This window comes from Streptomyces sp. NPDC058646 (genome assembly GCF_042716875.1).
Taxonomy (GTDB): domain Bacteria; phylum Actinomycetota; class Actinomycetes; order Streptomycetales; family Streptomycetaceae; genus Streptomyces.
Genome location: NZ_JBHXRK010000002.1, coordinates 344,525 through 366,944, shown reverse-complemented (window position 1 = coordinate 366,944; position 22,420 = coordinate 344,525). Strand labels below are relative to the sequence as shown.

The following is a 22,420-nucleotide window of genomic DNA, read 5'->3' as shown; positions in this document are numbered from 1 at the left end:
GCCTCCAGGGCCCTTGCCGGAGCGAGACCTCGACCAGATCACCGGCAGGATCGGGGAGCGCATCCACTCCCCGCCCTCTACCTCATTGCTCGGCGCCTGCGACCCGTTTGGGGCTGGACATAAGCCGCCACCGGTCCGATAGGCGTGGCGCGTCGCTCGGCGTCTGCTACCCGCCCGGGGCTGGACATAAGCCGCCACCGCTCCGGGAGGCACTTCACCTCTCTCAGCGCGGTGGGGCTGCTCGTATCTCAGTGTCTGCCAGCCGCCTCTGGCCGGGACGTAGGCCGGCACGGACGTGAGTGGCAGACGGGTGCCAGCGGGCGCCAGATAGGCGGTCGGAGGAGCCATCCGTCGACTATCCGGGCAGAAAGGTGCGCTGCCGGACTCTGATGCCGAATCTGTCGGTCTCTCACTCCGGCAACACGTCATCCGCCCCACAACGCACCCCCAGACGGGGAAAATCAGCCGCTGACGTGTTCAGAGAGACATCCCACTGGCCGTCGGCGGCCGGTGTCCCACCCCACGGCCTATGCCCAACCCCAGACGGACCGCAGACGCCAGGCAACGTGCGGTGCCTACCGGAGCGTTGGCGGCCTATGTCCAGCTCCAGGCAGCTCGCAGACGCCAAGCAACGTGCGGTGCCTACCGGACCGGTGGCGGCTTATGTCCAGCCGCAGACGGACTGCTGACGCCGGGCGACGTGCGGTGCCTACCGGAGTGGTGGCGGCTTATGTCCAGCCCCAGACGGGTCGCAGACGCTGAGCAATGAAGTGGTGGGTGGGGAGTTGATGCGCTGCCCGATCCTGCCGACGAGTCGGTCGAGGTCTGGCTCCGGCAAGGGCCCTGGGGGCCAGGCCCTGCAACGCTGACCGCCCCGCTCCTCCGTCCCGTCCCCGGTGAGCGTCTTTTTGGGGGGTTCCCGTCGGTCCTGTCTTTCCGTGGCGGGGCGGGCGGTCAAGGGGGGCCGAAGGCCATCGCGAAGCGACGCGACGAAGGAGCGCCCTTGAGGGCCCGCCCCGACGCGGAGAGACGATAGGACTGGCGGGAACCCCCCAAACCCTCCCTGATCCCGAGAAGGGGTAACAGCCCCCGAAGCCCAACCCCGACCCCCCGCCCCTCAATGCGTGGGAAGCCGGTCCGATTCTCGGGTCAGGGCGGCCAGGACCGGGGCGATCAAGGGGTGGGACTCCGCGCCCCGGCGGGTCGCCGCGAAGACGCGGCGGGTCGCGGAGGCGCCGGTGACCGGGCGGACCTGGACCTCCTTGAGGTCCATGCCCCGGAGCGCCGAGCGCGGTACGAGGGCCACCCCGGCGCCCGCGCCCACCAGCGCCGTCACCGCGCGGAAGTCGTCGGAGGAGTGCAGGAACCTCGGCTGGAACCCCGCGAGTTCGCACGCCAGCAGCGTCACGTCGTGGCACGGATTGCCCGGGTACTGGCCCACCCAGTCCGCGTCGGAGAGGTCCTCCAGCGACACCGCGGGCAGCTCGGCCAGCGGGTGCCCGGAGGGCAGGACCGCGTCGAAGGGTTCCGCGTACAGCGGCAGCACCGAGAGCCGGGCGTCGTCCGCGCCGGGCCCGCCCCGGTACTCGACCGCCAGGGCGAGGTCCGCCTCGCCGTCCAGCAGCATCGGCAGGCTCTGGTCGCCCTCGGCGTCCCGTACCCGCAGCCGGATGCCCGGGTGCTCCAGCGCGAGGCGGGCGATCGCCGGGGCCAGGACCTCGGCGATGCCGGTCGCGAAGGCGGCCACCGTGACCTCGCCGGCGGAGCCGCCCGCGTACGCCGCGAGTTCGGCTTCGGCCCGCTCCAGCTGCGCCATGACCTCGTTGGCGTGCCCGGCGAGGATCTCCCCGGCCGTGGTGAGCCGTACGCCCCGGCCGCTGCGGGTCAGCAGCGCGTGGCCGGTCTCCTGCTCCAGCGCCGCGAGCTGCTGGGAGACGGCGGACGGGGTGAGGTACAGGGCTGCGGCCGCGGCGGTCACCGTACGGTGGTCCGCCACGGCGCGCAGGATGCGCAGCCGGCGGGGGTCGATCACCCCGCCATTGTCTCAGGCCCCACGGGACGCACGGGCCCCTCAGGCCTTGGTGGCCGCCAGGGCCGCGCGGGCGTCGACGAAGGCCGCCACGGCGCGCTCCACGTCCTGCGTGGAGTGGGCCGCCGAGAGCTGCACGCGGATGCGCGCCGCGCCGAGCGGCACCACCGGGTAGGAGAAGCCGATGACGTACACGCCGCGCTCCAGCAGCAGCTCCGCCATCTTCGCCGCCTCGGCGGCGTCGCCGATCATGACCGGGGCGATGGCGTGGTCGCCGGGCAGGATCTCGAAGCCGGCCTCGGTCATCCGGGTGCGGAAGAGCTTGGTGTTGGCGGCGAGGTGCTCGCGCAGGTCGCCGGCCGACTCCAGCAGGTCGAGGACCTTGAGGGAGGCCGCCGCGATGACCGGGGCGAGGGAGTTGGAGAAGAGGTACGGGCGCGAGCGCTGGCGCAGCAGCTCGACGATCTCGGCGCGGGCCGCGACGTAGCCGCCGGAGGCTCCGCCGAGGGCCTTGCCGAGGGTGCCGGTGATGATGTCGACGCGGTCCATGACGCCGTGCAGCTCGGGAGTGCCGCGGCCGCCGGGGCCGACGAAGCCGACGGCGTGGGAGTCGTCGACCATGACCATGGCGTCGTAGCGCTCCGCCAGGTCGCAGATCTCCGCGAGCGGGGCGACGTACCCGTCCATCGAGAACACGCCGTCGGTGACGATCAGGCGGCGGCGGGCGTCCTGCGACTCCTTGAGGCGCGTCTCCAGTTCCGCGAGGTCGCGGTTGGCGTACCGGTAGCGGCGGGCCTTGGAGAGGCGGATGCCGTCGATGATCGAGGCGTGGTTGAGGGCGTCGGAGATGACCGCGTCCTCGGCGCCGAGGAGGGTTTCGAAGACGCCGCCGTTGGCGTCGAAGCAGGAGGAGTAGAGGATGGTGTCCTCCTGGCCGAGGAAGGCCGACAGCCGCGCCTCCAGCTCCTTGTGCACCTCCTGCGTGCCGCAGATGAAGCGGACCGAGGCCATTCCGTAGCCCCAGCGGTCCAGCGCGTCCTTCGCCGCGGCGACGACCTCGGGGTGGTCGGCCAGGCCGAGGTAGTTGTTGGCGCAGAAGTTGAGTACCTCGCCGGGTGCTCCGCCCGCGGTGACGGCGACGGCCGCGTTCTGCGGGGTGCCGATGACGCGCTCGGGCTTGTGCAGGCCGGCGGCGCGGATCTCGTCGAGGGTGGTGCGCAGGTCTTCGCGGACGGACTCGAACATGTGCGGTTCTCCTTGTGCGGCGGAGTCAGAAGAAGGGGGCCGGGCCCCGCGGAGGGGGGAGGGTGGGCGGGGCCCGGCCGGAGGGAGATGGTCTGCGGGGGTGGGGGGCGTGCCCGGGGTCCTGTCGGCCGGGCGGGGGTCCGGCCGACAGGACCGGACGGCCGTTACGCGGTCCAGTCCAGGATGATCTTGCCGCTGCGGGCGGTGGACGCCTCGTCGAAGGCGGCTTCGAAGTCGCGGTGCGAGTAGCGGCCGGTGATGACCGGGCTGAGGTCGAGGCCGCCTTCGAGCAGCACGGTCATCGCGTACCAGGTCTCGAACATCTCGCGGCCGTAGATGCCCTTGATGGTGATCATCGAGGTGACGACCTTGGCCCAGTCCACCGGAAACTCCTGCGCGGGCAGGCCCAGCATGGCGATGCGGCCGCCGTGCGTCATGTTGTCGATCATGTCGCGCATGGCCTCGGGCCGGCCGGACATCTCCAGGCCGATGTCGAAGCCCTCGCGGAGCCCGAGCGTCTGCTGGGCGTCGGCGATGGAGGTCTCGGCGACGTTCACGGCGAGGGTGGCGCCGGCCTTGCGGGCGATGTCCAGGCGCTCGGGGCTGATGTCGGTGATGACCACGCTGCGGGCTCCGGCGTGCCGGGCGACGGCGGCGGCCATGATCCCGATGGGGCCGGCGCCGGTGATCAGTACGTCCTCGCCGACCAGGGGGAAGGAGAGTGCGGTGTGCACGGCGTTGCCGAAGGGGTCGAAGATCGCGGCCACGTCCAGGTCCACCGCGGTGCGGTGCACCCATACGTTCTGGGCGGGCAGGACCACGTACTCGGCGAAGGCGCCGTCGCGCCCGACGCCGAGCCCGATGGTGCTGCGGCACAGGTGGCGGCGGCCGGCCAGGCAGTTGCGGCACTTCCCGCACACCAGGTGGCCCTCGCCGCTGACGAGGGCGCCGATCTCGATGTCGCGGACGTCGGCGCCGAGCGCGGCGACCTCGCCGACGAACTCGTGGCCGAGGACGAGGGGGGTCTTGACCGCGCCCTGCGCCCAGCCGTCCCAGGCGCGGATGTGGAGGTCGGTTCCGCAGATGCCGGTGCGCAGCACCTTGATCAGCACGTCGCCGGGGCCGTACTCGGGCTCGGGGACGTCCATGAGCCACAGCCCGGGTTCGGCCTTGTGCTTGACGAGTGCCTTCATGGGGGTGGCTCCAGGCATGCGGAAGGGTGCGCCGTGCGGCGGGGGCGCGCGGACGGCGTCGGTGACGGGGACCAATGTGCCGAGATGCGTGGTGATCAGTCCATCGAGACTTTCTTAAGCGGGTCGACAGCCCAGCTTCACACCTATGCTCCTCAGGTGACGGGGCAGGGCCCGGGCCGCTGGCGGCCGGGGAAAAGGGGAGGTGAGGGGCGTGCCGAGTCTGCGCAGCAGGGCGCTGTCGGCGGCGCTGGTCGCGGTGGGACGGCGAAGACGGTTCGCGAGCGCCGAGGCGGTGCGGGCCCGGGTGGCGCAGTCCGCTCGCCGGCCGGCCTCGCATCTGCCGCCGCGGTCGCTGGGGCGGGTGGCGGACATCTCCCGGACGTTCGTCGGTGCCTGGCCGGTGTACGACGTGTCCCCGCGGGTGGGCGAGCCGGGCGCGCAGGTGCTGTACGTGCACGGCGGGGGGTTCGTCAACGAGCTGGTCCGCCCGCACTGGTCGTTGATCCGGACCCTGGTGACGCGGGCCCGGGCGCGGGTGGTCGTACCGGCGTACGTCCTCGCCCCGCGCGGTACCGCCGACCGGACGGTCCCGGTGGCCGCGGATCTGCTGAGCGGTCTGATCGCTGGCGGCGGTGCGGGCGGGACGGTGCTGATCGGGGACTCGGCCGGGGCCGGGCTGGCGCTGGCCGCGGCCCAGCGGCTGCGGGACCGCACGGGGGACCAGCCTTCGCGGATCGTGCTGATCTCGCCGTGGCTGGACGTGACCATGAGCCATCCGGACCAGGCGGTGATCGAGGCGGGCGATCCGATGCTGGCGCGCTCGGGGCTGCTGGAGGCCGGGAGGCTGTACGCGGGGACCCTGGCGGCGGACGACCCGCGGGTGAGCCCGCTGCACGGGTCCTTCGCGGGCCTGGCTCCGCTGACGGTGTTCACCGGGACCCGGGACCTGCTGACCACGGACAGCAGGGAGCTGCTGCGCCGGGCCCGTGCGGCCGGGACCGAGGTGGAGTTCCACGAGGAGGCGGGGATGCCGCACGGGTACCCGCTGATGCCGGTGCCGGAGGGGCGGGCGGCGCGTGAGCGGATCGTGGAGCTGACCCGGTCGGCGGCGGGGTGAGCGGCCGGGCCTCGCCGGGTGGTGCCGCACGGGCCGCTGCTACGCGGTGCAGGTCATCAGGGAGCTGATCGGCCAGGCGCGGTACGCCGTCCAGTACTCCTCGTCGCGTACGTGGTCGGCGGGCGGGGTGCGGTTCGGCTGCCAGCCCACGGTGCCGAAGCCCGCCTCGACGGCCGCTTCGGCGAGGTCGGCGTGGGCCCATTCGTGGAACTCGAAGGGCAGCGGCGGGTCGATCAGGAAGTGTGCCTTGAGCAGCGGCGCGTCGCCGGCGTGGACCCGGTCCAGGATGCGGACCCCGTACGGCGACCAGTCGACGCGGGGGAACGCCCCGGCGTTGGGCACGATCGCGAGGAGTCGTCCGCCGGGGCGCAGGCTGGCGCGGACGGACCGGAACATGGCGTGCAGCGAGGGCCGGTCGGGGGTGTGGTTGAAGGGGTAGACGGCGGTGGCGAGGTCGAAGGGGCCGAGTTCGGGCAGGCCCGCGGCGTCGGTGACGTGGTACTCGATGTCCGGGCGGTCCACGGCCTCCTCGTGCTCGCGGGCCCGCCTGATCATCTCTTCCGAGGCGTCGACCCCGACGGCCCGCCGGGCGCCACCGCGGGCCAGCAGCCGGGTGTTGTAGCCGTATCCGCAGGCCAGGTCGAGGGTGTCCAGGCCGCGTACCCCGCCGAGCGCGTCGAGGGCGCCGTGCAGGGTGTACATGTCGGCCGCCGAGAAGGCGGCCGTGGTCGTGGACTCCGCGTACCGCTCGTCGAGGGTGTCGTGGTGGAACCGCATGCTGTGCCTTCCGGGGCCGGCCGGGGGTGGGGGGCGACGCGTCCGTATCGTGCCCCCGCGCCGGGCCCGGGGCGCGTGGGTACGCCGCTCCGTCCCCCGGACGAGGGAAGCGGTCGGCCTATCACGGCTGCTCGGGGCGTACGGGACGGGGTGGACGGGCGGGGCGTACGGGGCACCGGGACCAGGACCGGCCGGGCCGCCGGGGGCCGGGGGCCCGGGCAGGTGCTCGCGCACCCGCGGGCGGCGGGGCCTCCCGGGTGCGGCCACCACCGCCGAGGGCGCATCCTGGCGGTGTGACGGCGAGACCGGACAGCCACGGCCCCGCCCCTGACGCCGCAGCCACGGCCGCGGCTGCGGACACGGCCTCCCTGCTCTCGAGGGCGGTCGTCGACGCGGTGGCGGAGGTCGGCGGGTACGCGGGCGGGGTGTACCTGCGCTCGCGCACCGACGGGCTGCTTCTGATGGCCTCGCTCGCGGGACTGCCGGGACTGCTGTTCCGGCCGTGGTGGCGGATGCACGTGAACCGCCCGTACCCGGTGGCCGAGGCCTACCGCTCGGGGCAGTCGGTGCACCTGGCCGACGCGGAGGCGTCCATGCGCCGCTTCCCGCAGCTGATGGCCGGCCTGCCCTTCCCCTTCGCCTCGCTGTACGAGCCGGTGACGGCCGGGCAGGAGCGCTTCGGCGTGCTGCTGGTGCTGCGCGAGGCCACCCCGGGGGTGCCGGTGAGCGCCCTGGACCGGGAGCGGCTTCGCGAGGCCGCCGACCGGCTGGGCCAGGAGCTCGCCTCGTTGGCGGAGGCGGGGACGCCGGTGGTGTGGGAGGGGGACCCGGTGCTGGTGGAGCCGCCCGCGGGGGACGACGGCGCCGGGGATGCCGCGGACCGGCTCCCGCAGGCCCTGCTCTCCGTGGACCGGCACGGGCGGATCCGCTACGCCAACGCGGCCGCCGCGGACCTCGTCGGCCTGTCCGGGGACCGGCTGCGGGGGCAGGTGGTGTGGAAGGCGCTGCCCTGGCTCGGGCATCCCGCGTTCGAGGACCACTTCCGGGCCGTCTTCATGTCCACCGAGCCGGTGCACTTCTCGGTCCGGCGCGACGGGGACCCGGGCGGAGACTGGCTGTCGGTGGGGCTCTACCCGGGGGCCTCAGGGCTGACGCTGACCATCGGGGCGGAGACGAAGCCGGCCTACGCACCCGCGTCGGTGGCGCGGCCCGGTACGGGGCTCGGCTCGCCGGCGGACCGGGCTTCGGCCCTCTACCGGCCGGTGGCCCTCGCCATCGCGCTCACCGAGGCGGTCACCGCCCGGCAGGTGTCGGCGGTGGTCACCGAGGAGCTGCTGCCCGCCTTCGGCGGCCGTCAGCTGGCGATCTACATGCTCGACGAGCGGCAGCTGCACCTCGCCTGGGAGACGGGTTTCCCCCGGGGCTTCCTCGACCGGTTCGACGGGGTCGGGCTCGATGTGCGGCTGCCGGGGGTGGAGTGCCTGACGTCGGGGCGGCCGCTGTTCTTCGAGTCGATGGAGCGCCTGTCCGCCGCCTATCCGGGCATCCCGCTGGACGCCAGCGTCGGGGCCCGGGCCTTCCTGCCGCTGATCGCCTCCGGGCGGCCGGTCGGCTCGTGCATCCTCGGATTCGACGCGCCCCGCGGCTTCAGCCCGGAGGAGCGCACGGTGCTGACCGCGCTGGCCGGGCTGATCGCGCAGGCCCTGGAGCGGGCCCGGCGCTACGACAGCGAGGCGGCGCTCGCACGCGGTCTCCAGTCGGCCCTGCTGCCGCGCCGGCTGCCGGTGCGCGAGCACGTGGAGACGGTCGGCCGCTACCTCCCGGGCACGCAGGGGATGGACGTCGGCGGTGACTGGTACGACGTCATCGAGACGGGCGGCGGGCTGCTGGCCCTGGTCATCGGCGACGTGCAGGGCCACGGGGTGGCGGCGGCCGCGACCATGGGCCAACTCCGCAGCGCGGTAAGGGCCTTCGCGCTCAGCGGCAGCACCCCGGAGCGGGTGATGAGCGGGACCAACCAGCTGCTCATCGACCTGGATCCGGGCCAGTTCGCGAGCTGCTGCTACGTGCTGCTCGATCCGGCCACCGGCTCCGCCACGGCCGTCCGGGCCGGGCACCCCCAGCCGTTGCTGCGGCACCCGGGCGGCCGGACGGAGGTGCTGGACCTCCCGGGCGGGGTGGTGCTCGGCATCGACCCGGAGGCCACGTATCCGGTCACCGGACTGAGCCTGGCGCGCGGTGCGGTGCTGGCCCTGTACACCGACGGGCTGGTGGAGCGGCCGGGCGCGGACATCGACACGGGGGTCGAGCGGCTCAGGGGGGCCCTGGCCGCGGCCCGGCCGGCCCCGCTGACCGAGACCGCCGACCGGCTGGTCGGCGGGACGGGCGGCGCCGACCGGCCGGACGACATCGCCCTGCTGCTCGCCTCCCGTACCGGGGGGCCGCAGGAGTAGGGCGGTCCGGCGGGCGGTCGCCGCCGCCCTCGGGCGCCGCGTCCGACGGGTGGTGCGGCCGACTGCGGCGAGGCAGGGCCGGCTACCTCGGCGAGCGCGGCATCGGACACCAGGGGGCCGGGGCCGACTCGGTGACGGCCGGCGCTACCGCAGGGGCTGAGCGGCGCCCGGTCGCAGCGCGGTGGCGGCCGCGAGGGTGAAGGTGTGGCCCGCCGGGTCGCTGAGGAGGCGGGCCTCGCGCGGGCCGTCCTCCGGGTCGGACGACACCGGGCGGGCGCCGAGGGAGACGGCTTCCCGTTCGGCTTCGTCGAGGTCGTCGGGGGCGACCAGGATCCGCAGGTGTGCCTGCTGGGAGTCCTCGGGGCGCGGCCAGCTCGGCGGCGCGTAGCCGTGGTCCCTGCGGACCGCGAGGTGGACACCCGCTCCGCCCACGACTTCGACCATGTCGAGCCCTTCCCCGGCACGGACCTCGGCGCCGAGCAGCTCGGCGTAGAAGTGGGCCAGCGACTCCGGCTCGGCGCAGTCCAGTACGAGAACGCTCGTCTTCGCGACAGTCATGTCCCCGCGTGTGCCCCGCTCCAGGGCTCCCAGACGCGCCGCCGCGTGTGAAAAATCCGCCTGCCCGCCGGTCCCCCGGGTCCGGATCCCGTCGTTCCGGCACCCGGCACCCGCCGCCGGCGCCGGCGAGGACGCCCGGAGGGCTGCACCGCGGGGTTCACCGGCCCGCCGGGTCCGGTGCGTCCGGCGCGTCCGACGGGCGTCCGTCCTCGTCGGGCGCGGCGGGAGGCTCGCCGGTGGCCAGGGTGAGGGCGGTGTTGACCAGGCCGACATGGCTGAACGCCTGGGGGAAGTTGCCGAGTTGGCGTCCCGCGATCGGGTCGTACTCCTCGGCGAGCAGGCCCACGTCGTTGCGTACGGACAGCAGCCGCTCGAAGAGGTCCCGCGCCTCCTTGTCCCGGCCGGTCAGGTGCAGGGCGTCGGTCAGCCAGAACGAGCAGGCCAGGAAGGCTCCTTCGTCGCCGGGCAGGCCGTCGACGGAGGGGCCTTCGGTGCTGTAGCGGCGGACGAGTCCGCTGCGGCCGAGTTCCTCCCGTACCGCGTCGACCGTCCCGATGACGCGGGGGTCGTCGGCAGGCAGGAAGCCCACGCGCGGGATCAGCAGGGTCGCGGCGTCCAGTTCGCGGGAGCCGTAGTACTGGGTGAAGGTGTTCCGCTCGGGGTCGTAGCCCTTCTCGCACACGTCCCGGTGCACCTCGTCCCGCATGACCCGCCAGCGCTCCACGTCACCGGGGAGGGAAGGGTCCTTCTCCAGGGCGCGCACCGCCCGGTCCGCGGCGACCCAGGCCATCACCTTGGAGTGCACGAAGTGGCGGCGCGGGCCGCGGACCTCCCAGAGGCCCTCGTCGGGGCGGCGCCAGTTCTGCTCCAGGAAGTCGAGGAGGGCGAGCTGGATGTTCCAGGCGTGGGGCTCGGCGGCGAGGCCGGCGGACCTCGCCAGGTGCAGGGAGTCCAGGACCTCGCCGTAGACGTCCAGTTGGAGCTGGTCGACGGCGGCGTTGCCGACGCGTACGGGGGCGGAGGAGGCGTAGCCGCGCAGCCAGGGCAGTTCGGCCTCGGGGATCCGCCGTTCACCGGCGATCCCGTACATGATCTGGAGGTCGGCGGGGTCACCGGCGACGGCGCGCAGCAGCCAGGCGCGCCAGGCGCGGGCCTCGTCGAGGAAGCCGGTGGCGACGAGGGAGCCCAGGGTGAGGGTGGCGTCGCGCAGCCAGCAGTAGCGGTAGTCCCAGTTCCGGACGCCGCCGAGCTCCTCGGGGAGGGAGGTGGTGGCGGCGGCGGCGATGCCGCCGGTCGGGGCGTACGTGAGGGCCTTGAGGGTGATCAGGGAGCGGGTCACCGCCTCCCGGTAGGGGCCCTCGTAGCGGCACTGGGAGGTCCACTCCGCCCAGTCGGCGAGGCACTCGTCCAGGGCCTCGAAGGGGTCGCAGGGCGCGGGGCGCGGCTCGTGCGAGGGGTGCCAGGTGAGGACGAAGGCCACGCGCTGTCCGGCGGCGATCGGGAACTGGGAGCAGGTGCTGTTGGCCTCGCCCCAGGTGCGGACGGGGGGTTCGCTGCGGAACCAGACGGAGTCGGGTCCGGCGACGGCGACCCGGTCGCCGTCGCTGCGGCGCACCCAGGGGACGACGTGGCCGTAGTCGAACCGCAGGCGCAGGGTGCTGCGCATCCTGACCCTGCCGGAGACGCCTTCGACGATGCGGATGACGTCGGGGGCCACGGCGACGTCGCGCTGCGGCATGAAGTCGATGACCTTGACGGTGCCGGTGTCGGTCTCCCAGAAGGATTCGAGGACGAGGGACCCGTCGGCGTAGGCCCGGCGGGTGCACTGCTCGTCGGCGGCGGCGTCGAGGGGCGCGAGGCGCCAGTGGCCGTTCTCCTCGTCGCCGAGGAGCCGGGCGAAGCAGGCGCCCGAGTCGAAGCGCGGCAGGCACAACCAGTCGAGGGACCCGTCGCGGCCGACGAGCCCACTGGTCATGAGGTCGCCGATGAGTGCGTAGTCTTCGATGGGTTGTGTCATTTGTGCGCTCTTCCCCCGAATGCCCGGAGCCAATCAGCACGGGCTCCGGGCACCCTCGTGCGCGCTGAGCGGCGCTCCGCCGGGGCCTCTCAGTTCTTGACGAACAGGAGGGCCGCGCCGAGGACCAGGCCGGCCAGGACGGCGAGGGCGCCGTGGGCCGTGCGGTGGGCGCGCAGTACGGGGAGGAAGCGGTCGGCGGCGTACCGGCCGGGGCCGGTGAGGGCGAGTGCGGCGGCGCCGGCGGTCAGGAGCAGTTCGTACTCGATGCCCTTGGGGGCGAAGAAGGCCCCGGTGCCGTGGACGGCGATCGCGTTGACGAGGGTGCCGACGAGGGCCGCGGCGGCGAGCGGGGTGAGCAGGCCGAGGGCGAGCGCGAGGCCGCCCAGGGTCTCGGTCAGCCCGGCGAGGACGGCCATGGCGTCCCCGGCGGGGTAGCCGCTGGCGGTGAAGAACTGGCCGGTGCCGCTGATGCCGCCGCCGCCGAACCAGCCGAAGAGCTTCTGGGAGCCGTGGGCGGCCATGGTCAGGCCGAGGACGACGCGCAGGAGCAGCAGGCCGACATCGTGGCCCGCGGCGGCGCCGGCGGTCGGGGCGGCCGGTGCGGCGGCCTGTGACGTGGTCGTGGTGACGGAGGGGCTGGTCATGGGGGGTTCCTTCCGGTCGGACGGTCCGGGGGGAGCGGGGACTGGGGTACAACGAGTTGTTCACATTCGAACCGCCGGGGCCGACCCTAACCATTGATTCAAATTGGAACAACCCGTGTAGGGTTGAGCCATGGCTGAGACGAGATGGCTGGACGACCGTGAGATGCGGGCCTGGAGCGGCTTCCTGGCCGCGTCGGCCCTGGTGAACCGGCGCCTGGACCAGCAGCTCAAGGACGACTCCGGGCTCTCCCACCCGCAGTACGAGATCCTCGTCCGGCTCGCCGCGGCGCCCGGCCGGGAACTGCGCATGACCGAGCTCGCCAACGGTCTGATCAACTCGAAGAGCGGACTGACCTACCAGATCACGCAGATGGAGAAGGCCGGGCTGGTCCGCCGCCGCAGCTGTCCCTCCGACGTGCGCGGCATCTTCGCCGTCCTCACCGACGCGGGCCGCGCCCGGCTGGACGAGGCCGCGCCCGGGCACGTGGCGACGGTCCGGGAGGTCCTCGTCGACGTACTGACCCCCGAGCAGCTCGACGCGATCGCCGCCGGACTGGGCGAGGTCAGCCGCCGCCTGCGCGAGCAGGGCAGCTGAACCGCGGATCCGCCGCACGGACATCGAGGCCGGGAATCGGGGTACAGGGGCGGCATGGACGGAAAGGTCTGGCTCACGGTCGCCGCGGTCGTCGCGGTAGCGCTGGCGGTCGCCGCGGCCGTGCTGCTCGTACGGGTCCTCAGGGCGCGGCGGCTGCTGCTCGACGCGGGGGTCCCGCTGCGCGACAAGGCGCTGTTCTGGGCCGCGGTGGTCTACACGGTCTCGCCGGTGGACCTGATCCCGGACCCGGTGTACCTGGACGACATCGGCGTGCTGCTGCTGGCCCTGCGGTCGCTGCACGCGGCAGCGGCGGCGGTCCGGCCCGCGAAGGAGCCCGGCGCCCGGTGAGCCCGGGACGGGTCGGCGGCGCCGGTCGACGAGGGAAGGGTCCCCGTCCGGGTCGACCACGACGAAGCTCCGGGGCCCGAACCGGCCCCGTCCATCCCGGAGAGCCCGGTCGTCCGCGGTGAACTCGCCGAGGGGGCGGATCCCGGCTTCTCGCACAACGCCGTCGGCGCCTTGATGTCGCGCACGGTCAACGCACGGAGAAGAGCCAGGTCCCTGCGCACCAGCCCGGAGGCCGTCCTCGGCAGGCACGGCCCCGGGTGTTTCAGAGCACGCCCCGGGGGCGGAACTGGATGCTGATGCGGGGACCGACGGCCCGCGCCGACTTCGGTACGGCGTGCTCCATGGTCCGCTGGCAGGAGCCGCCCATGACGACGAGGTCGCCGTGGCCCAGGGGCAGCCGCAGCAGCGTGGGCCCGCCGGCCCGGGGGCGGAAGGCGAGGTCGCGCGGGTCCCCGACCGAGACGATCGCGACCATGGTGTCCTCGGTGGAGGAGCGCCCGGTGCGGTCGCCGTGCCAGGCGACGCTGTCGCGGCCGTCGCGGTAGAGGCACAGCCCGGCCGTGGTGAAGGGTTCGCCGAGTTCTGCCGCGTAGTGGCGGGTCAGCACGTCGCGCGCCTGCGCGAGGGAGGGGTGCGGCAGTTCCTCGCCCTCGCCGTAGAAGGCGAGGAGGCGGGGGACGTCGACCTCGCGCTCGTACATCTGCCGCCGCTCGGCACGCCAGGGCACCTCCGCGGCCAGCCGCTCGAAGAGCGCGTCGGCCCCGAGGAACCAGCCGGGCAGCCGGTCGACCCAGGCCCCGTCCCCGAGCCGGGTCCGCCGCACGCCGTCGAGCGGGCCGGGGCGGATCTCGTCGCCCTGGTCGAAGAGGGAGCCCTGGAGGCCGTGGAGCGCGTGCATGGGTCCAGCGTAACCCCACGATCGAACACCTACACGAATACGGGGGCGGGCTCAGGGTGCGGCGTGAGGGTGGAGGGTGTCAGGGTGCGGGGGACGGCGTTGCGGGCGGGGGCGGGGTCGCGGGCGTCGGCGGCGTCGCGGGGGTCGGCGGGACCGGAGGGGTCGCGGGCGTCGGCTCGACGGCCGGCGGAGACGACGGGGAAGCCGGCGAGGAGTCCGGCTTCGGCTGGACCGGCTTGTGCCCGGGGTAGACGTTCCCGGGGGCGACGATGCGGGTGATCGCCTCACCGAACAGCGTGCTGGGCTCCTGGCCCTCGTGCAGGACGTCGGTGTTCAGCATGACCACCATGGTCGCCTGCGCCTGGGGAAGGTAGACCGTCAGCGTCTCGTATCCGGGCAGCGATCCGTTGTGGCCGATCCAGCCCTGGACGTCGAAGATGCCCAGCCCGTATCCGGCACCCGGGATGCCGACCGAGGTGGTCTTCAGGCGCTCCGCCTGGGTCTCGGGCGTCAGCAGGGTGCCGGTGGCGAGCGTACGCGCCCAGGTGCGCAGGTCTCCGAGGTCGGAGATCATGGCGCCCGCGGCCCAGGCCCAGGACGGGTTCCAGTCGGTGGAGTCCACGATCTTGCCCGAGCTGGACTGGTCGGTGTAGCCCTGCGGGTGGGGGTCGGGGAAGGCCGCGTCGGTGGGGAAGACCGTGTTCCGCAGCCCGGCCGGGTCCAGCACTTCCTCCTGGATGAAGTCATGGATCGGCTTGCCGCCGACCTTCTCCACCACGAGCCCGAGGAGGATCAGGTTGGTGTTGGAGTACTCGAACTTCTCGCCCGGCGCGAAGTTCACCGGGTGCTTGAAGGAGTAGTCGAGCAACTGCTGCTGCGTGAAGGGCCGGTCGGGGTCGGTGTCGAGCGCCTTGTCGAAGTCCTCGTCCTCGCTGTAGTTGAAGAGTCCGCTCCGCATCCCCGCCAGTTCGCGCAGGGTGATGCGGTCCCCGTTCGGGACGCCGTCGATGTACTTGCCGATGGGGTCGTCGAGGGCGAGCCGGCCCTGGTCGACCAGTTCGAGGAGGGCGGTGACCGTGAACGTCTTGGTCTCGCTGCCGATCCGGATGCGGAAACCGGTCTCCATCGGAGCGCCCGTCGCCTTGTCGGCGACGCCGAAGGCCCGGACGTAGTCCCCCTTGCCGGGAGCCCACAGGCCGACGATCACGCCCGGCACCCCGGCCTCGCGCATGGTCTTCTGCACGGCGGCGTCCAGTTGCGCGGCGACGTCCGGGGTCAGCCGGCGGAACTCCCCCGCGGCGTCCGGGGAAGGGGAGGCGGTGGCCGAGGGTTCAGGGGTGGGCGCACCGTACGCGGGGCCCGCGAGCGAGGGGGCGACCAGCAGGCCGGCGGCGGCAGCTGCTGCCGCACAGGTCCTGCGCAGCCGCGCGGGTGAATGCCTCACAGTGCGCCTCCTGTCCTGTCGTACGGGGAGAAAGCGGGACGGGACAACATCACCAGCCTAGGCACGCCCGTTCCGCCACCGCGCGGCGAAGGACCCGCGACCGCCTCCCGGCCGGGCCGGGTTGCGGTCCCGGTCCCGGTCCCGCTCGGGTTCAGAGGGAGAGCGCGCGGCCCTCGGCCGCCACGGCGTCGACGAAACGCCGCAGCCCCTGCGGGTCGCTGCCCAGGAAGAGAGGGGGCCCGAGGAGTTCCCGTTCCATGACCACCGGTTCCCGGGCCTCGGCCGGCGTCAGGTCCACCCGCGCGAACAGCGGGACCTGCGCCGACGGGACCGCCGCCAGGGCCGCGCGGGCGGCGCGGACCTCCTGCTCGGCGGGCCGGTAGGGGGCGGCGCCCGGGTGCGGCACGCGAAACCTGCCGATCACTCCCGGCTCGGTCAGCAGGGGCTCCTTGCGGATCGCGTGGCTGAAGGCGCCCGCGCAGAAGACCGGGGCGCGCTCCCCCGCTTCGATGAGGCTCTGGTAGGGCTGGACCATCGCCGTGCGGCCCTGGTCCAGCAGCATCCGGGCGTGGCGCACGGCGTCCGCGTGCCGTCCGGGCTCGTAGCGCGCGATGTCCGTCGCGCCCGCGGAGGCGGCCGGTTTGACCACCACGCCGCAGGCCTGGTCGAAGTCTTCCGCGCGGAGGTGCCCGCCCGGTGCGACGAACTGCGGGGGCACCACGGCGACTCCGCGGCCGGCGAGGTCGAGGAGGCAGCGCTTGTCGCTGTTCCAGCGCACCAGGCGCGCGGAGTTGTGCAGCCGGGTGGTCCGGGCCGCCGGCTCCCTCCCCGGTCCCGCCCACCGTAGCCCCGGGGCGGCGGGGGCCGGCCGTGCGCGAAGGAGCGCACGGCCGCGGCCCCTGTGCGACGGCCTAGTCTGTGCGCATGGGACCAGGTACGCACGGGGCAGGTGCGCGGCATGCGCAGGAGCGGGGCGACCGGCTCGAGGCCGCCGCGTCCGTGCTGGCCCTCCTGGCGGACCGGACCCGGCTGGCGCTGATGGAGCGGCTCTGCCGGAGCGAGGCCGATGTCACCACCCTCACCGAGGCGTGCGGGGCGGCCCGTCCGTCCGTCAGCCAGCACCTGGCCAAACTCCGGCTGGCGGGGCTGGTGAGCACCCGTAAGGACGGGCGCCGCGTCGTGTACTCCCTGCGTCACGGGCATGTGCGGCGACTGGTGGACGAGGCGCTGAACGTGGCGGACCACCAGCTCCGCTCGCTCCCGCCGCACGACTGACACTCCCCGCCCGTCCCGCCGCCGTCCGTTTCCGACCCGGCCATCGTGCATGACATGTGCTCAGGTACGCACACGTTGTCTATGATGGCCGGGTCGGTTCCCGCCTCCGGAGACCGGGACGGATCCATGCTCTCCGTATTGCGCAACGGCACGTACCGCCGGCTGTTCACGGCCCAGGTCATCGCCCTGGTGGGCACGGGGCTGGCCACGGTCGCCCTGAGCCTGCTCGCCCACGACATCGCGGGCGCCGACGCCTCCGCGGTCCTCGGCACCGCGCTGGCGATCAAGATGGCCGCCTATGTCGCCCTGGCCCCCGTGATCGCCGCCGCGGCGGACCGCGTGCCCCGCCGCGCGCTGCTGGTGACCGCGGACCTCGTCCGGGCCGGGGTCGCGCTGGTCCTGCCGTTCGCCGACGGGGCCGGGCAGATCTACCTCCTGGTCTTCCTGCTCCAAGCCGCGTCGGCGGCCTTCACCCCCGCCTTCCAGGCCCTCGTCCCCGAGGTCCTGCCCGACGAACGGGACTACACGCGGGCCCTGTCGATGAGCAGGCTCGCCTACGACCTGGAGAGCCTGTTCAGCCCCGTGCTGGCCGCGGCCCTGCTGACGCTGGTGACGCACCGCTGGCTGTTCGCCGGTACGGCCGTCGGCTTCCTGGCCTCGGCGGCGCTGGTCGTCTCGGCGCTCCTCCCCCGCCCCGCGCCCCCGACGGGCGGCGACCACGTCCCCGGCGGCGATGGCGATGGCGATGGCCGGAGCCGGGGCTCCGGCCGCGTCCGGGGCAAGGCCGTCTCCGGCGTCCGGCTGTTCCGGGCCACCCCGCGGCTGCGGGCGCTGGTGGCCCTCGACCTCGCGGTCGCCGCCGCCGGAGCCCTCGTCCTCGTCACCACCGTCGTCCTGGTCCGCGACGGCTTCGGCCGCGCCGCCGGAGCCGTCTCCGTCGCCCTCGGCGCGTACGGGGCGGGATCGGTCCTCGCCGCGCTGTGCCTTCCGCGGCTGCTGGGCCGCTTCACCGACCGTGCGGTGATGCTCCCCGCTGCCTTCGCCCTGCCCTGCGTCCTGGCCGGCGTCGCCGCCGTCACGGCGACCGCGCCGGAGTCCGGGGGGCTGCCACCGTGGTCCTGGTACGCGGTCCTGGCGGCCTGGGCCGCGATCGGCGCCGCCTGCTCCGCCGTGCTGACCCCCGGCGGCCGCGTCGTGCGCCGCTCGGCCGCCGACGCGGAGCTGCCCGCCGCGTTCGCCGCGCGGTTCTCCCTCTCGCACGGCTGCTGGCTGCTCACCTACCCCCTCGCGGGATGGCTCGCAGCGGGGGCGGGACTCCCCGTGACCGCCGCCGTCCTCGCCGTCGTCGCGCTCGCCTCCGCCGCGTCTGCGGCCGTGATCTGGCCCGCCGGTGACCCGTCCCACGTCGAACACGCCCATCCCGACCTGCCCGTGGGCCACCCCCGCCTCGCGGACGCCCGAGAGGCGGCGCACGGCCGGCTCCACGGCCACCACCACGTCATCGACCGGCACCACCCGCGCCGGCCGGGATGACGTCGCCCTACCGGGGTCGCCCCGCGGGCGCGCTGTCGGCTGCCCTGAGGATCCTGCGGAAGGCCCGGGTGATGGGCGGACGGGCCGGCGGGCGCGGTGGGCGCTCTGCCGGACGGATACGCCGGTCCTGTCGACCGAGGCGGCGATCTCGCGGCCGGTGTACCCGAACACGCCGCGCAGGACGAAGAGGGCGCGTTCGATCGGGGGTCCCGCGCGCACCTCCGTCCGCCGGGGCCGCGGAAGGCGCCGGGCCCCGCCTGCGGCCCCGGGTCCTGCTACTTCAGGCCGATCTCTTCACACGCCGCCCGGTACTTGTCCGTGCAGATCTCGTCGACCGTGTAGACGCCGTCGTCGACGACGGTGGACTTGACGTTGGCCTTGGTCAGGGCGACGCCCGGGATGAGCACCGACGGCACGCCCTTGGTGGTCGGGCTGTCGACCATCTGGTTGATGACTCCGTCGATCTTCTCCCCCTGGGCGAGGGCGACGGCCATCTCCGCCGCCGCCGCGGCCTCGGGGGCGTACGGCTTGTAGACGGTCATGAACTGCTCACCGGCGACGATGCGCTGCACACCGGCGAGTTCGGCGTCCTGGCCGGTGACCGGGGGCAGGGTGGACAGGCCGGCGGCCTTGAGGGCGGTGATGATGCCGCCCGCCATGCCGTCGTTGGCCGAGTACACGCCGACGATCTTGCTCTTGCCGAGCGCGGAGAGGGCGGCCGCCATGTTGGTGTTGGCGTTCTCCGGCTTCCACTCGACGGTGTCGTACTCCTTGCCGATGTTCACCTTGCCGTCGAGGACGAAGTGCGCGCCGGACTTGAACAGTTTGGCGTTCGGGTCGGTGACCGAGCCGTTCATCATGACGATCTGGCCGTCCTTGGCCTTGTCGCCCAGCGCATCCAGCAGCGCCTTGCCCTGGACCTTGCCGACGTCCTCGTTGTCGAAGGAGGTGTAGGCGTCGATCGGGCCCTCGGCCAGACGGTCGTAGGCGACGACCGGGATACCGGCGTCCTTGGCCCTTTTCACCGCGCCGGCAATGGCCTTGGCGTCGACCGCGTCGATGATGAGCACGTCCACCTTGTTGGTGATCATCGTATCGACCTGGGAATTCTGCGTCGCAGCATCCTGCTTGGCATTGGCGTAGACCACTTCGCCCTTACCGCGCGTGAGCGCCGCGACCTCCTTCTCGATGAGCGGTTTGTCGAACTTCTCGTAGCGCGCGGTCTGGTTCTCCGGCAGGAGCAACCCGACCTTGATCGCGTGGCCCTTGCCGGAGCCGGGTCTTCCGTCCGCGTCCTCCGCGCCGCCGCAGGCGGTGAGCGTAAGAGTGATCGCGGACACGGCGACGACCGCGGTGGCACGACCCAGATGTGCATTCATGAACTGAACCCCCCTGACGAGGCCGTGTCTTTTCGGCCGAGGTAGACGCAGTCAACTCGGCCAGACACATCAGCGTCAAGAAGTGAAGTATTAACGTGATGGCAACGTTGCCATCACCCTCCGCATCCCCCATTCCGGTCGTCGGTATGACGTTCCGGCCTCTTTCGCTTCCCCGGAGCGATTCAACTTCTGAAGAGAGAGAGGATGCCGCTCCGTCGCCGTTCGCCCACCGGGCCGCGGGCGGGCCCGCATGGCGATCAGCACCGGGGGACGCCACAATGGATCTGCCCACGAGAGACCAGGAACTCAGGTGACCGGTCATGTGCCGATGGCTCGCGTATTCAGGAACGCCCCTGCTGCTCGACACCATCCTGTACAAACCGGCCCATTCGCTGATCGACCAGAGCCTGCACTCCAAACTGGGCGTGGAGACCACGAACGGCGACGGGTTCGGCGTCGGCTGGTACAGCCCGGAGCACACCGACACCCCGGCGCTCCTCCGGGACGTCGGCCCCGCCTGGAACAACCGCAACCTGCGGGAGCTCGCGGACCACGTCAGCTCCCCGCTGTTCTTCGCCCACATCCGGGCGTCGACCGGTACGGCGGTGCAGCAGACGAACTGCCACCCCTTCCGGCACGGCCGCTGGATGTGGATGCACAACGGCGCCATCGCCGACTTCCACCGCATGCGCCGGGACCTCGTCCTGCTCATCGACCCGTTGGTGTTCTCCGACATCGAGGGGACGACGGACTCCGAGGTGATGTTCTACCTCGCCGTCACCTTCGGCCTGGAAAAGGACCCGCCGGGTGCGGTCGCCCGGATGGTGGGGCTGGTGGAACGCGTCGGCCGGGAGCACGGCGTGCAGTTCCCGCTCCAGATGACGGTGGCCGTCACCGACGGCGAGAGGGTGTGGGCCTTCCGCTACTCCAGCCAGGGCGCTTCGCGGTCGCTGTTCTACAGCAGCCGGGTCGACACACTGCGCAAACTGCACCCCGACATGGCCTTCCTGCGGGACGTGTCCGACGAGACCCGCCTCATCGTCTCCGAACCCCTCGGTGACCTGCCCGGCGCCTGGAACGAGGTGCCCGAGAGCTGCTACGGCGTCGTCCAGCCCGGGGCGGACGCCATGCACACCTTCACCCCGGAACCCATGTGACGGCACGGTGCGCCGGCCGGCCGGCCCGGCGGCGCGGCGCCGCCGTCCGTGTCCCTCCGGCCTCCCCGCCCGCGGGCGGGTACGCGCGTAGGATCTCTCTCCGCTCCGGCGGTCGGCGGGCGGAACGGGCACGGAGCGGGCGAGCGAGCGACGCGAGACGAGACGAGGCGAGGAGATCCGGTGCGTGACACAGACTTCTTCCGGCGCTGGATGACGGCCACCGCGGCCGAGGTGGAACGCGAGGCGGACCGGCTGACCGAGCTCGACTCCCCCATCGGGGACGCCGACCACGGCAGCAACCTGCTGCGCGGCTTCACGGCCGTACGGACGGCACTGGAGGCGGAGCCCCCGCCGTCGCCGGGCGCGGTGCTGACCCTGGCCGGGCGGACCCTGATCTCGACGGTCGGCGGCGCGTCGGGCCCGCTGTACGGGACGCTGCTGCGGCGCACCGGCAAGGAGCTCGGTGACGCCGCGGAGGTGTCGGACGAGGACCTGCGCAAGGCCCTGGACGCTGGGGTGGGGGCGGTCGCGCAGCTGGGCGGGGCAGCTCCGGGGGACAAGACGATGCTGGACGCGCTCGTCCCGGGCGTGGCCGCACTGGACACCTCGTACCGGGCGGCCGCGGAGGCGGCGGACCACGGCGCGCGGGCGACGGTGCCGATGCAGGCGCGCAAGGGCCGGGCCAGTTATCTGGGCGAGCGGAGCATCGGGCACCAGGACCCGGGCGCGACCTCTTCGGCGCTGCTGCTCGGCGCCCTCGCCGATGCTGCGGACGCGACGGACGGTGCCGCGTGACGGGCCCCGGTCCGGTCGGGATCGTGCTGGTGTCGCACAGCGCCGAGGTGGCGGAGTCGGTCGCGGCGCTGGCCCGGGGCCTCGCGGCGGGCGGGCCCCTGGCCCCGGTGGCCGCGGCGGGCGGGACCGCCGACGGCCGCCTCGGCACGGACGCGGAACGGATCATGGCGGCTGCGCGGGAGGTGGACGGGGGTGCGGGGGTCGCCCTGCTGGCGGATCTCGGCAGCTCGGTGCTGACGGTGAAGGCGCTGCTCGTCGAGGACGAACTGCCGGAGCAGTCCCGCCTGGTCGACGCACCCTTCGTGGAGGGGGCGGTGGCAGCGGTGGTCGCCGCTTCCGCGGGCGCTCCGCTGGCCGCCGTGGAAGCGGCCGCGGCCGAGGCGTACTCCTACCGCAAGCACTGAGGCCGCGGAGGCCCACGAGCGCGGCGCGCCGCCGCGGCCCGGCGCCGCAGGTGGGGCGCCGGGCCGGGGCGCAGCCGCCGGGCGGTACGGGGTCAGCGGCCGCGCAGGGTCTCGATCTCGCGGCGCTCGCGCTTGGTCGGACGGCCCGCGCCCCGGTCGCGGATGCCGACGGCGGCGGCCTCGACGGGGGTCGGCGGTGGCGGGCTCTTGTCGATCAGGCACTCCGCGGCGACCGGTGCGCCCACCCGCTTGGACACGGGACGGCGGACCACCACGATCCGCTCCCGCCCGGCGTGGAAGAGCCTCACTTCGTCGCCCGCGCGCACGGGCTGCGCCGGCTTGGCCCGTTCACCGTTGACCTTCACGTGGCCCGCCCGGCAGGCGGTCGCCGCGGTCGAGCGGGTCTTCGTCAGGCGCACGGACCAGATCCACGCGTCCACCCGGACCGTGCCCGCATCCGCTCCGGTTCGCGTTACCTCATCAGCCATGCCCCGACTCTAGCGAGGCGGGCCGGGGAGCACGGGACGACTTTTGGCAGATGCGACAACGGGCATCGCAT

General features: G+C 73.6%; 21 protein-coding genes. 9 read left to right on the top strand and 12 right to left on the bottom strand.

Annotation, left to right across the window (positions count from 1 at the left end; all coding sequences use genetic code 11):
• Positions 1-1,117 precede the first annotated feature (1,117 nt).
• From ACFWUZ_RS05120 to tdh, 3 genes are all read right to left on the bottom strand, one after another.
• The gene (locus ACFWUZ_RS05120; protein ID WP_384367229.1) at positions 1,118-2,032 is read right to left on the bottom strand and encodes a LysR substrate-binding domain-containing protein; all 915 of its coding nucleotides are present in this window, start codon (positions 2,030-2,032) and stop codon (positions 1,118-1,120) included.
• Positions 2,033-2,071: 39 nt separating this feature from the next.
• Positions 2,072-3,274, bottom strand: coding sequence for a glycine C-acetyltransferase (locus tag ACFWUZ_RS05115; protein ID WP_384367226.1), 1,203 nt, complete (start codon positions 3,272-3,274; stop codon positions 2,072-2,074).
• Between the two features lie 164 nt (positions 3,275-3,438).
• Positions 3,439-4,467, bottom strand: coding sequence for an L-threonine 3-dehydrogenase (gene tdh / locus ACFWUZ_RS05110; RefSeq protein ID WP_384367223.1), 1,029 nt, complete (start codon positions 4,465-4,467; stop codon positions 3,439-3,441).
• 211 nt (positions 4,468-4,678) lie between these two features.
• On the opposite strand from tdh, the gene ACFWUZ_RS05105 reads away from it, so the two are divergent.
• Entirely contained in the window at positions 4,679-5,584 is a 906-nt protein-coding gene (locus ACFWUZ_RS05105; protein WP_384367220.1) for an alpha/beta hydrolase fold domain-containing protein, read from the top strand.
• A gap of 39 nt (positions 5,585-5,623) precedes the next feature.
• Here the strand turns inward: ACFWUZ_RS05105 and ACFWUZ_RS05100 are convergent, their stop codons facing one another.
• A complete protein-coding gene (locus ACFWUZ_RS05100; protein WP_384367217.1) occupies positions 5,624-6,361 on the bottom strand; it encodes a class I SAM-dependent methyltransferase in 738 nt (245 codons plus the stop codon).
• Between the two features lie 368 nt (positions 6,362-6,729).
• Here ACFWUZ_RS05100 and ACFWUZ_RS05095 point away from each other — a divergent pair, with 368 nt between their 5' ends.
• Positions 6,730-8,814, top strand: a complete 2,085-nt coding sequence (locus tag ACFWUZ_RS05095; RefSeq protein WP_384367289.1) for a SpoIIE family protein phosphatase — start codon at positions 6,730-6,732, stop codon at positions 8,812-8,814.
• A gap of 144 nt (positions 8,815-8,958) precedes the next feature.
• Here the strand turns inward: ACFWUZ_RS05095 and ACFWUZ_RS05090 are convergent, their stop codons facing one another.
• From ACFWUZ_RS05090 to ACFWUZ_RS05080, 3 genes are all read right to left on the bottom strand, one after another.
• Positions 8,959-9,372 (bottom strand): VOC family protein, encoded by a 414-nt coding sequence (locus tag ACFWUZ_RS05090; protein ID WP_384367214.1) that lies wholly within the window; start codon positions 9,370-9,372, stop codon positions 8,959-8,961.
• A 157-nt stretch (positions 9,373-9,529) separates the two neighbouring features.
• Positions 9,530-11,389 (bottom strand): glycoside hydrolase family 15 protein, encoded by a 1,860-nt coding sequence (locus tag ACFWUZ_RS05085; RefSeq protein WP_384367211.1) that lies wholly within the window; start codon positions 11,387-11,389, stop codon positions 9,530-9,532.
• Between the two features lie 89 nt (positions 11,390-11,478).
• Entirely contained in the window at positions 11,479-12,033 is a 555-nt protein-coding gene (locus ACFWUZ_RS05080) for a DoxX family membrane protein (protein ID WP_384367208.1), read from the bottom strand.
• Positions 12,034-12,163: 130 nt separating this feature from the next.
• Between ACFWUZ_RS05080 and ACFWUZ_RS05075 the strand changes: the two genes are divergently transcribed.
• Both ACFWUZ_RS05075 and ACFWUZ_RS05070 read left to right on the top strand, forming a co-directional pair.
• The gene (locus tag ACFWUZ_RS05075) at positions 12,164-12,628 is read left to right on the top strand and encodes a MarR family winged helix-turn-helix transcriptional regulator (protein ID WP_384367205.1); all 465 of its coding nucleotides are present in this window, start codon (positions 12,164-12,166) and stop codon (positions 12,626-12,628) included.
• 54 nt (positions 12,629-12,682) lie between these two features.
• Positions 12,683-12,976, top strand: coding sequence for a YkvA family protein (locus ACFWUZ_RS05070; RefSeq protein WP_384367202.1), 294 nt, complete (start codon positions 12,683-12,685; stop codon positions 12,974-12,976).
• 262 nt (positions 12,977-13,238) lie between these two features.
• On the opposite strand, the gene ACFWUZ_RS05065 is transcribed toward ACFWUZ_RS05070, so the two are convergent.
• From ACFWUZ_RS05065 to ACFWUZ_RS05055, 3 genes are all read right to left on the bottom strand, one after another.
• On the bottom strand, positions 13,239-13,874 hold the full coding sequence (locus tag ACFWUZ_RS05065; protein ID WP_384367199.1) for an alpha-ketoglutarate-dependent dioxygenase AlkB: 636 nt from the start codon (positions 13,872-13,874) through the stop codon (positions 13,239-13,241).
• A 79-nt stretch (positions 13,875-13,953) separates the two neighbouring features.
• Positions 13,954-15,318: a serine hydrolase domain-containing protein gene (locus ACFWUZ_RS05060; protein ID WP_384367196.1), complete on the bottom strand. Its 1,365-nt coding sequence runs from the start codon at positions 15,316-15,318 to the stop codon at positions 13,954-13,956.
• Positions 15,319-15,469: 151 nt separating this feature from the next.
• Positions 15,470-16,096, bottom strand: a complete 627-nt coding sequence (locus ACFWUZ_RS05055; protein ID WP_384367193.1) for a hypothetical protein — start codon at positions 16,094-16,096, stop codon at positions 15,470-15,472.
• 146 nt (positions 16,097-16,242) lie between these two features.
• Here ACFWUZ_RS05055 and ACFWUZ_RS05050 point away from each other — a divergent pair, with 146 nt between their 5' ends.
• Complete coding sequence (locus tag ACFWUZ_RS05050) at positions 16,243-16,593, top strand: ArsR/SmtB family transcription factor (RefSeq protein WP_384367190.1); 351 nt, start codon at positions 16,243-16,245, stop codon at positions 16,591-16,593.
• A gap of 126 nt (positions 16,594-16,719) precedes the next feature.
• Positions 16,720-18,126, top strand: a complete 1,407-nt coding sequence (locus ACFWUZ_RS05045; RefSeq protein ID WP_384367187.1) for an MFS transporter — start codon at positions 16,720-16,722, stop codon at positions 18,124-18,126.
• Between the two features lie 275 nt (positions 18,127-18,401).
• Here ACFWUZ_RS05045 and ACFWUZ_RS05040 read toward each other — a convergent pair whose 3' ends face one another.
• Entirely contained in the window at positions 18,402-19,505 is a 1,104-nt protein-coding gene (locus ACFWUZ_RS05040) for a sugar ABC transporter substrate-binding protein (protein ID WP_384367184.1), read from the bottom strand.
• A gap of 320 nt (positions 19,506-19,825) precedes the next feature.
• On the opposite strand from ACFWUZ_RS05040, the gene ACFWUZ_RS05035 reads away from it, so the two are divergent.
• The 3 genes from ACFWUZ_RS05035 (at position 19,826) to ACFWUZ_RS05025 (ending at position 21,861) form a co-directional block, all read left to right on the top strand.
• Positions 19,826-20,662, top strand: coding sequence for a class II glutamine amidotransferase (locus ACFWUZ_RS05035; RefSeq protein WP_384367181.1), 837 nt, complete (start codon positions 19,826-19,828; stop codon positions 20,660-20,662).
• 180 nt (positions 20,663-20,842) lie between these two features.
• Positions 20,843-21,457, top strand: coding sequence for a dihydroxyacetone kinase subunit DhaL (dhaL, locus tag ACFWUZ_RS05030; protein WP_384367178.1), 615 nt, complete (start codon positions 20,843-20,845; stop codon positions 21,455-21,457).
• A complete protein-coding gene (locus tag ACFWUZ_RS05025; protein WP_384367175.1) occupies positions 21,454-21,861 on the top strand; it encodes a PTS-dependent dihydroxyacetone kinase phosphotransferase subunit DhaM in 408 nt (135 codons plus the stop codon). Before dhaL ends, ACFWUZ_RS05025 begins: the two co-directional genes overlap by 4 nt.
• A gap of 92 nt (positions 21,862-21,953) precedes the next feature.
• Here the strand turns inward: ACFWUZ_RS05025 and ACFWUZ_RS05020 are convergent, their stop codons facing one another.
• Positions 21,954-22,349 (bottom strand): RNA-binding S4 domain-containing protein, encoded by a 396-nt coding sequence (locus ACFWUZ_RS05020; protein ID WP_384367172.1) that lies wholly within the window; start codon positions 22,347-22,349, stop codon positions 21,954-21,956.
• Between the last annotated feature and the right edge of the window lie 71 nt (positions 22,350-22,420).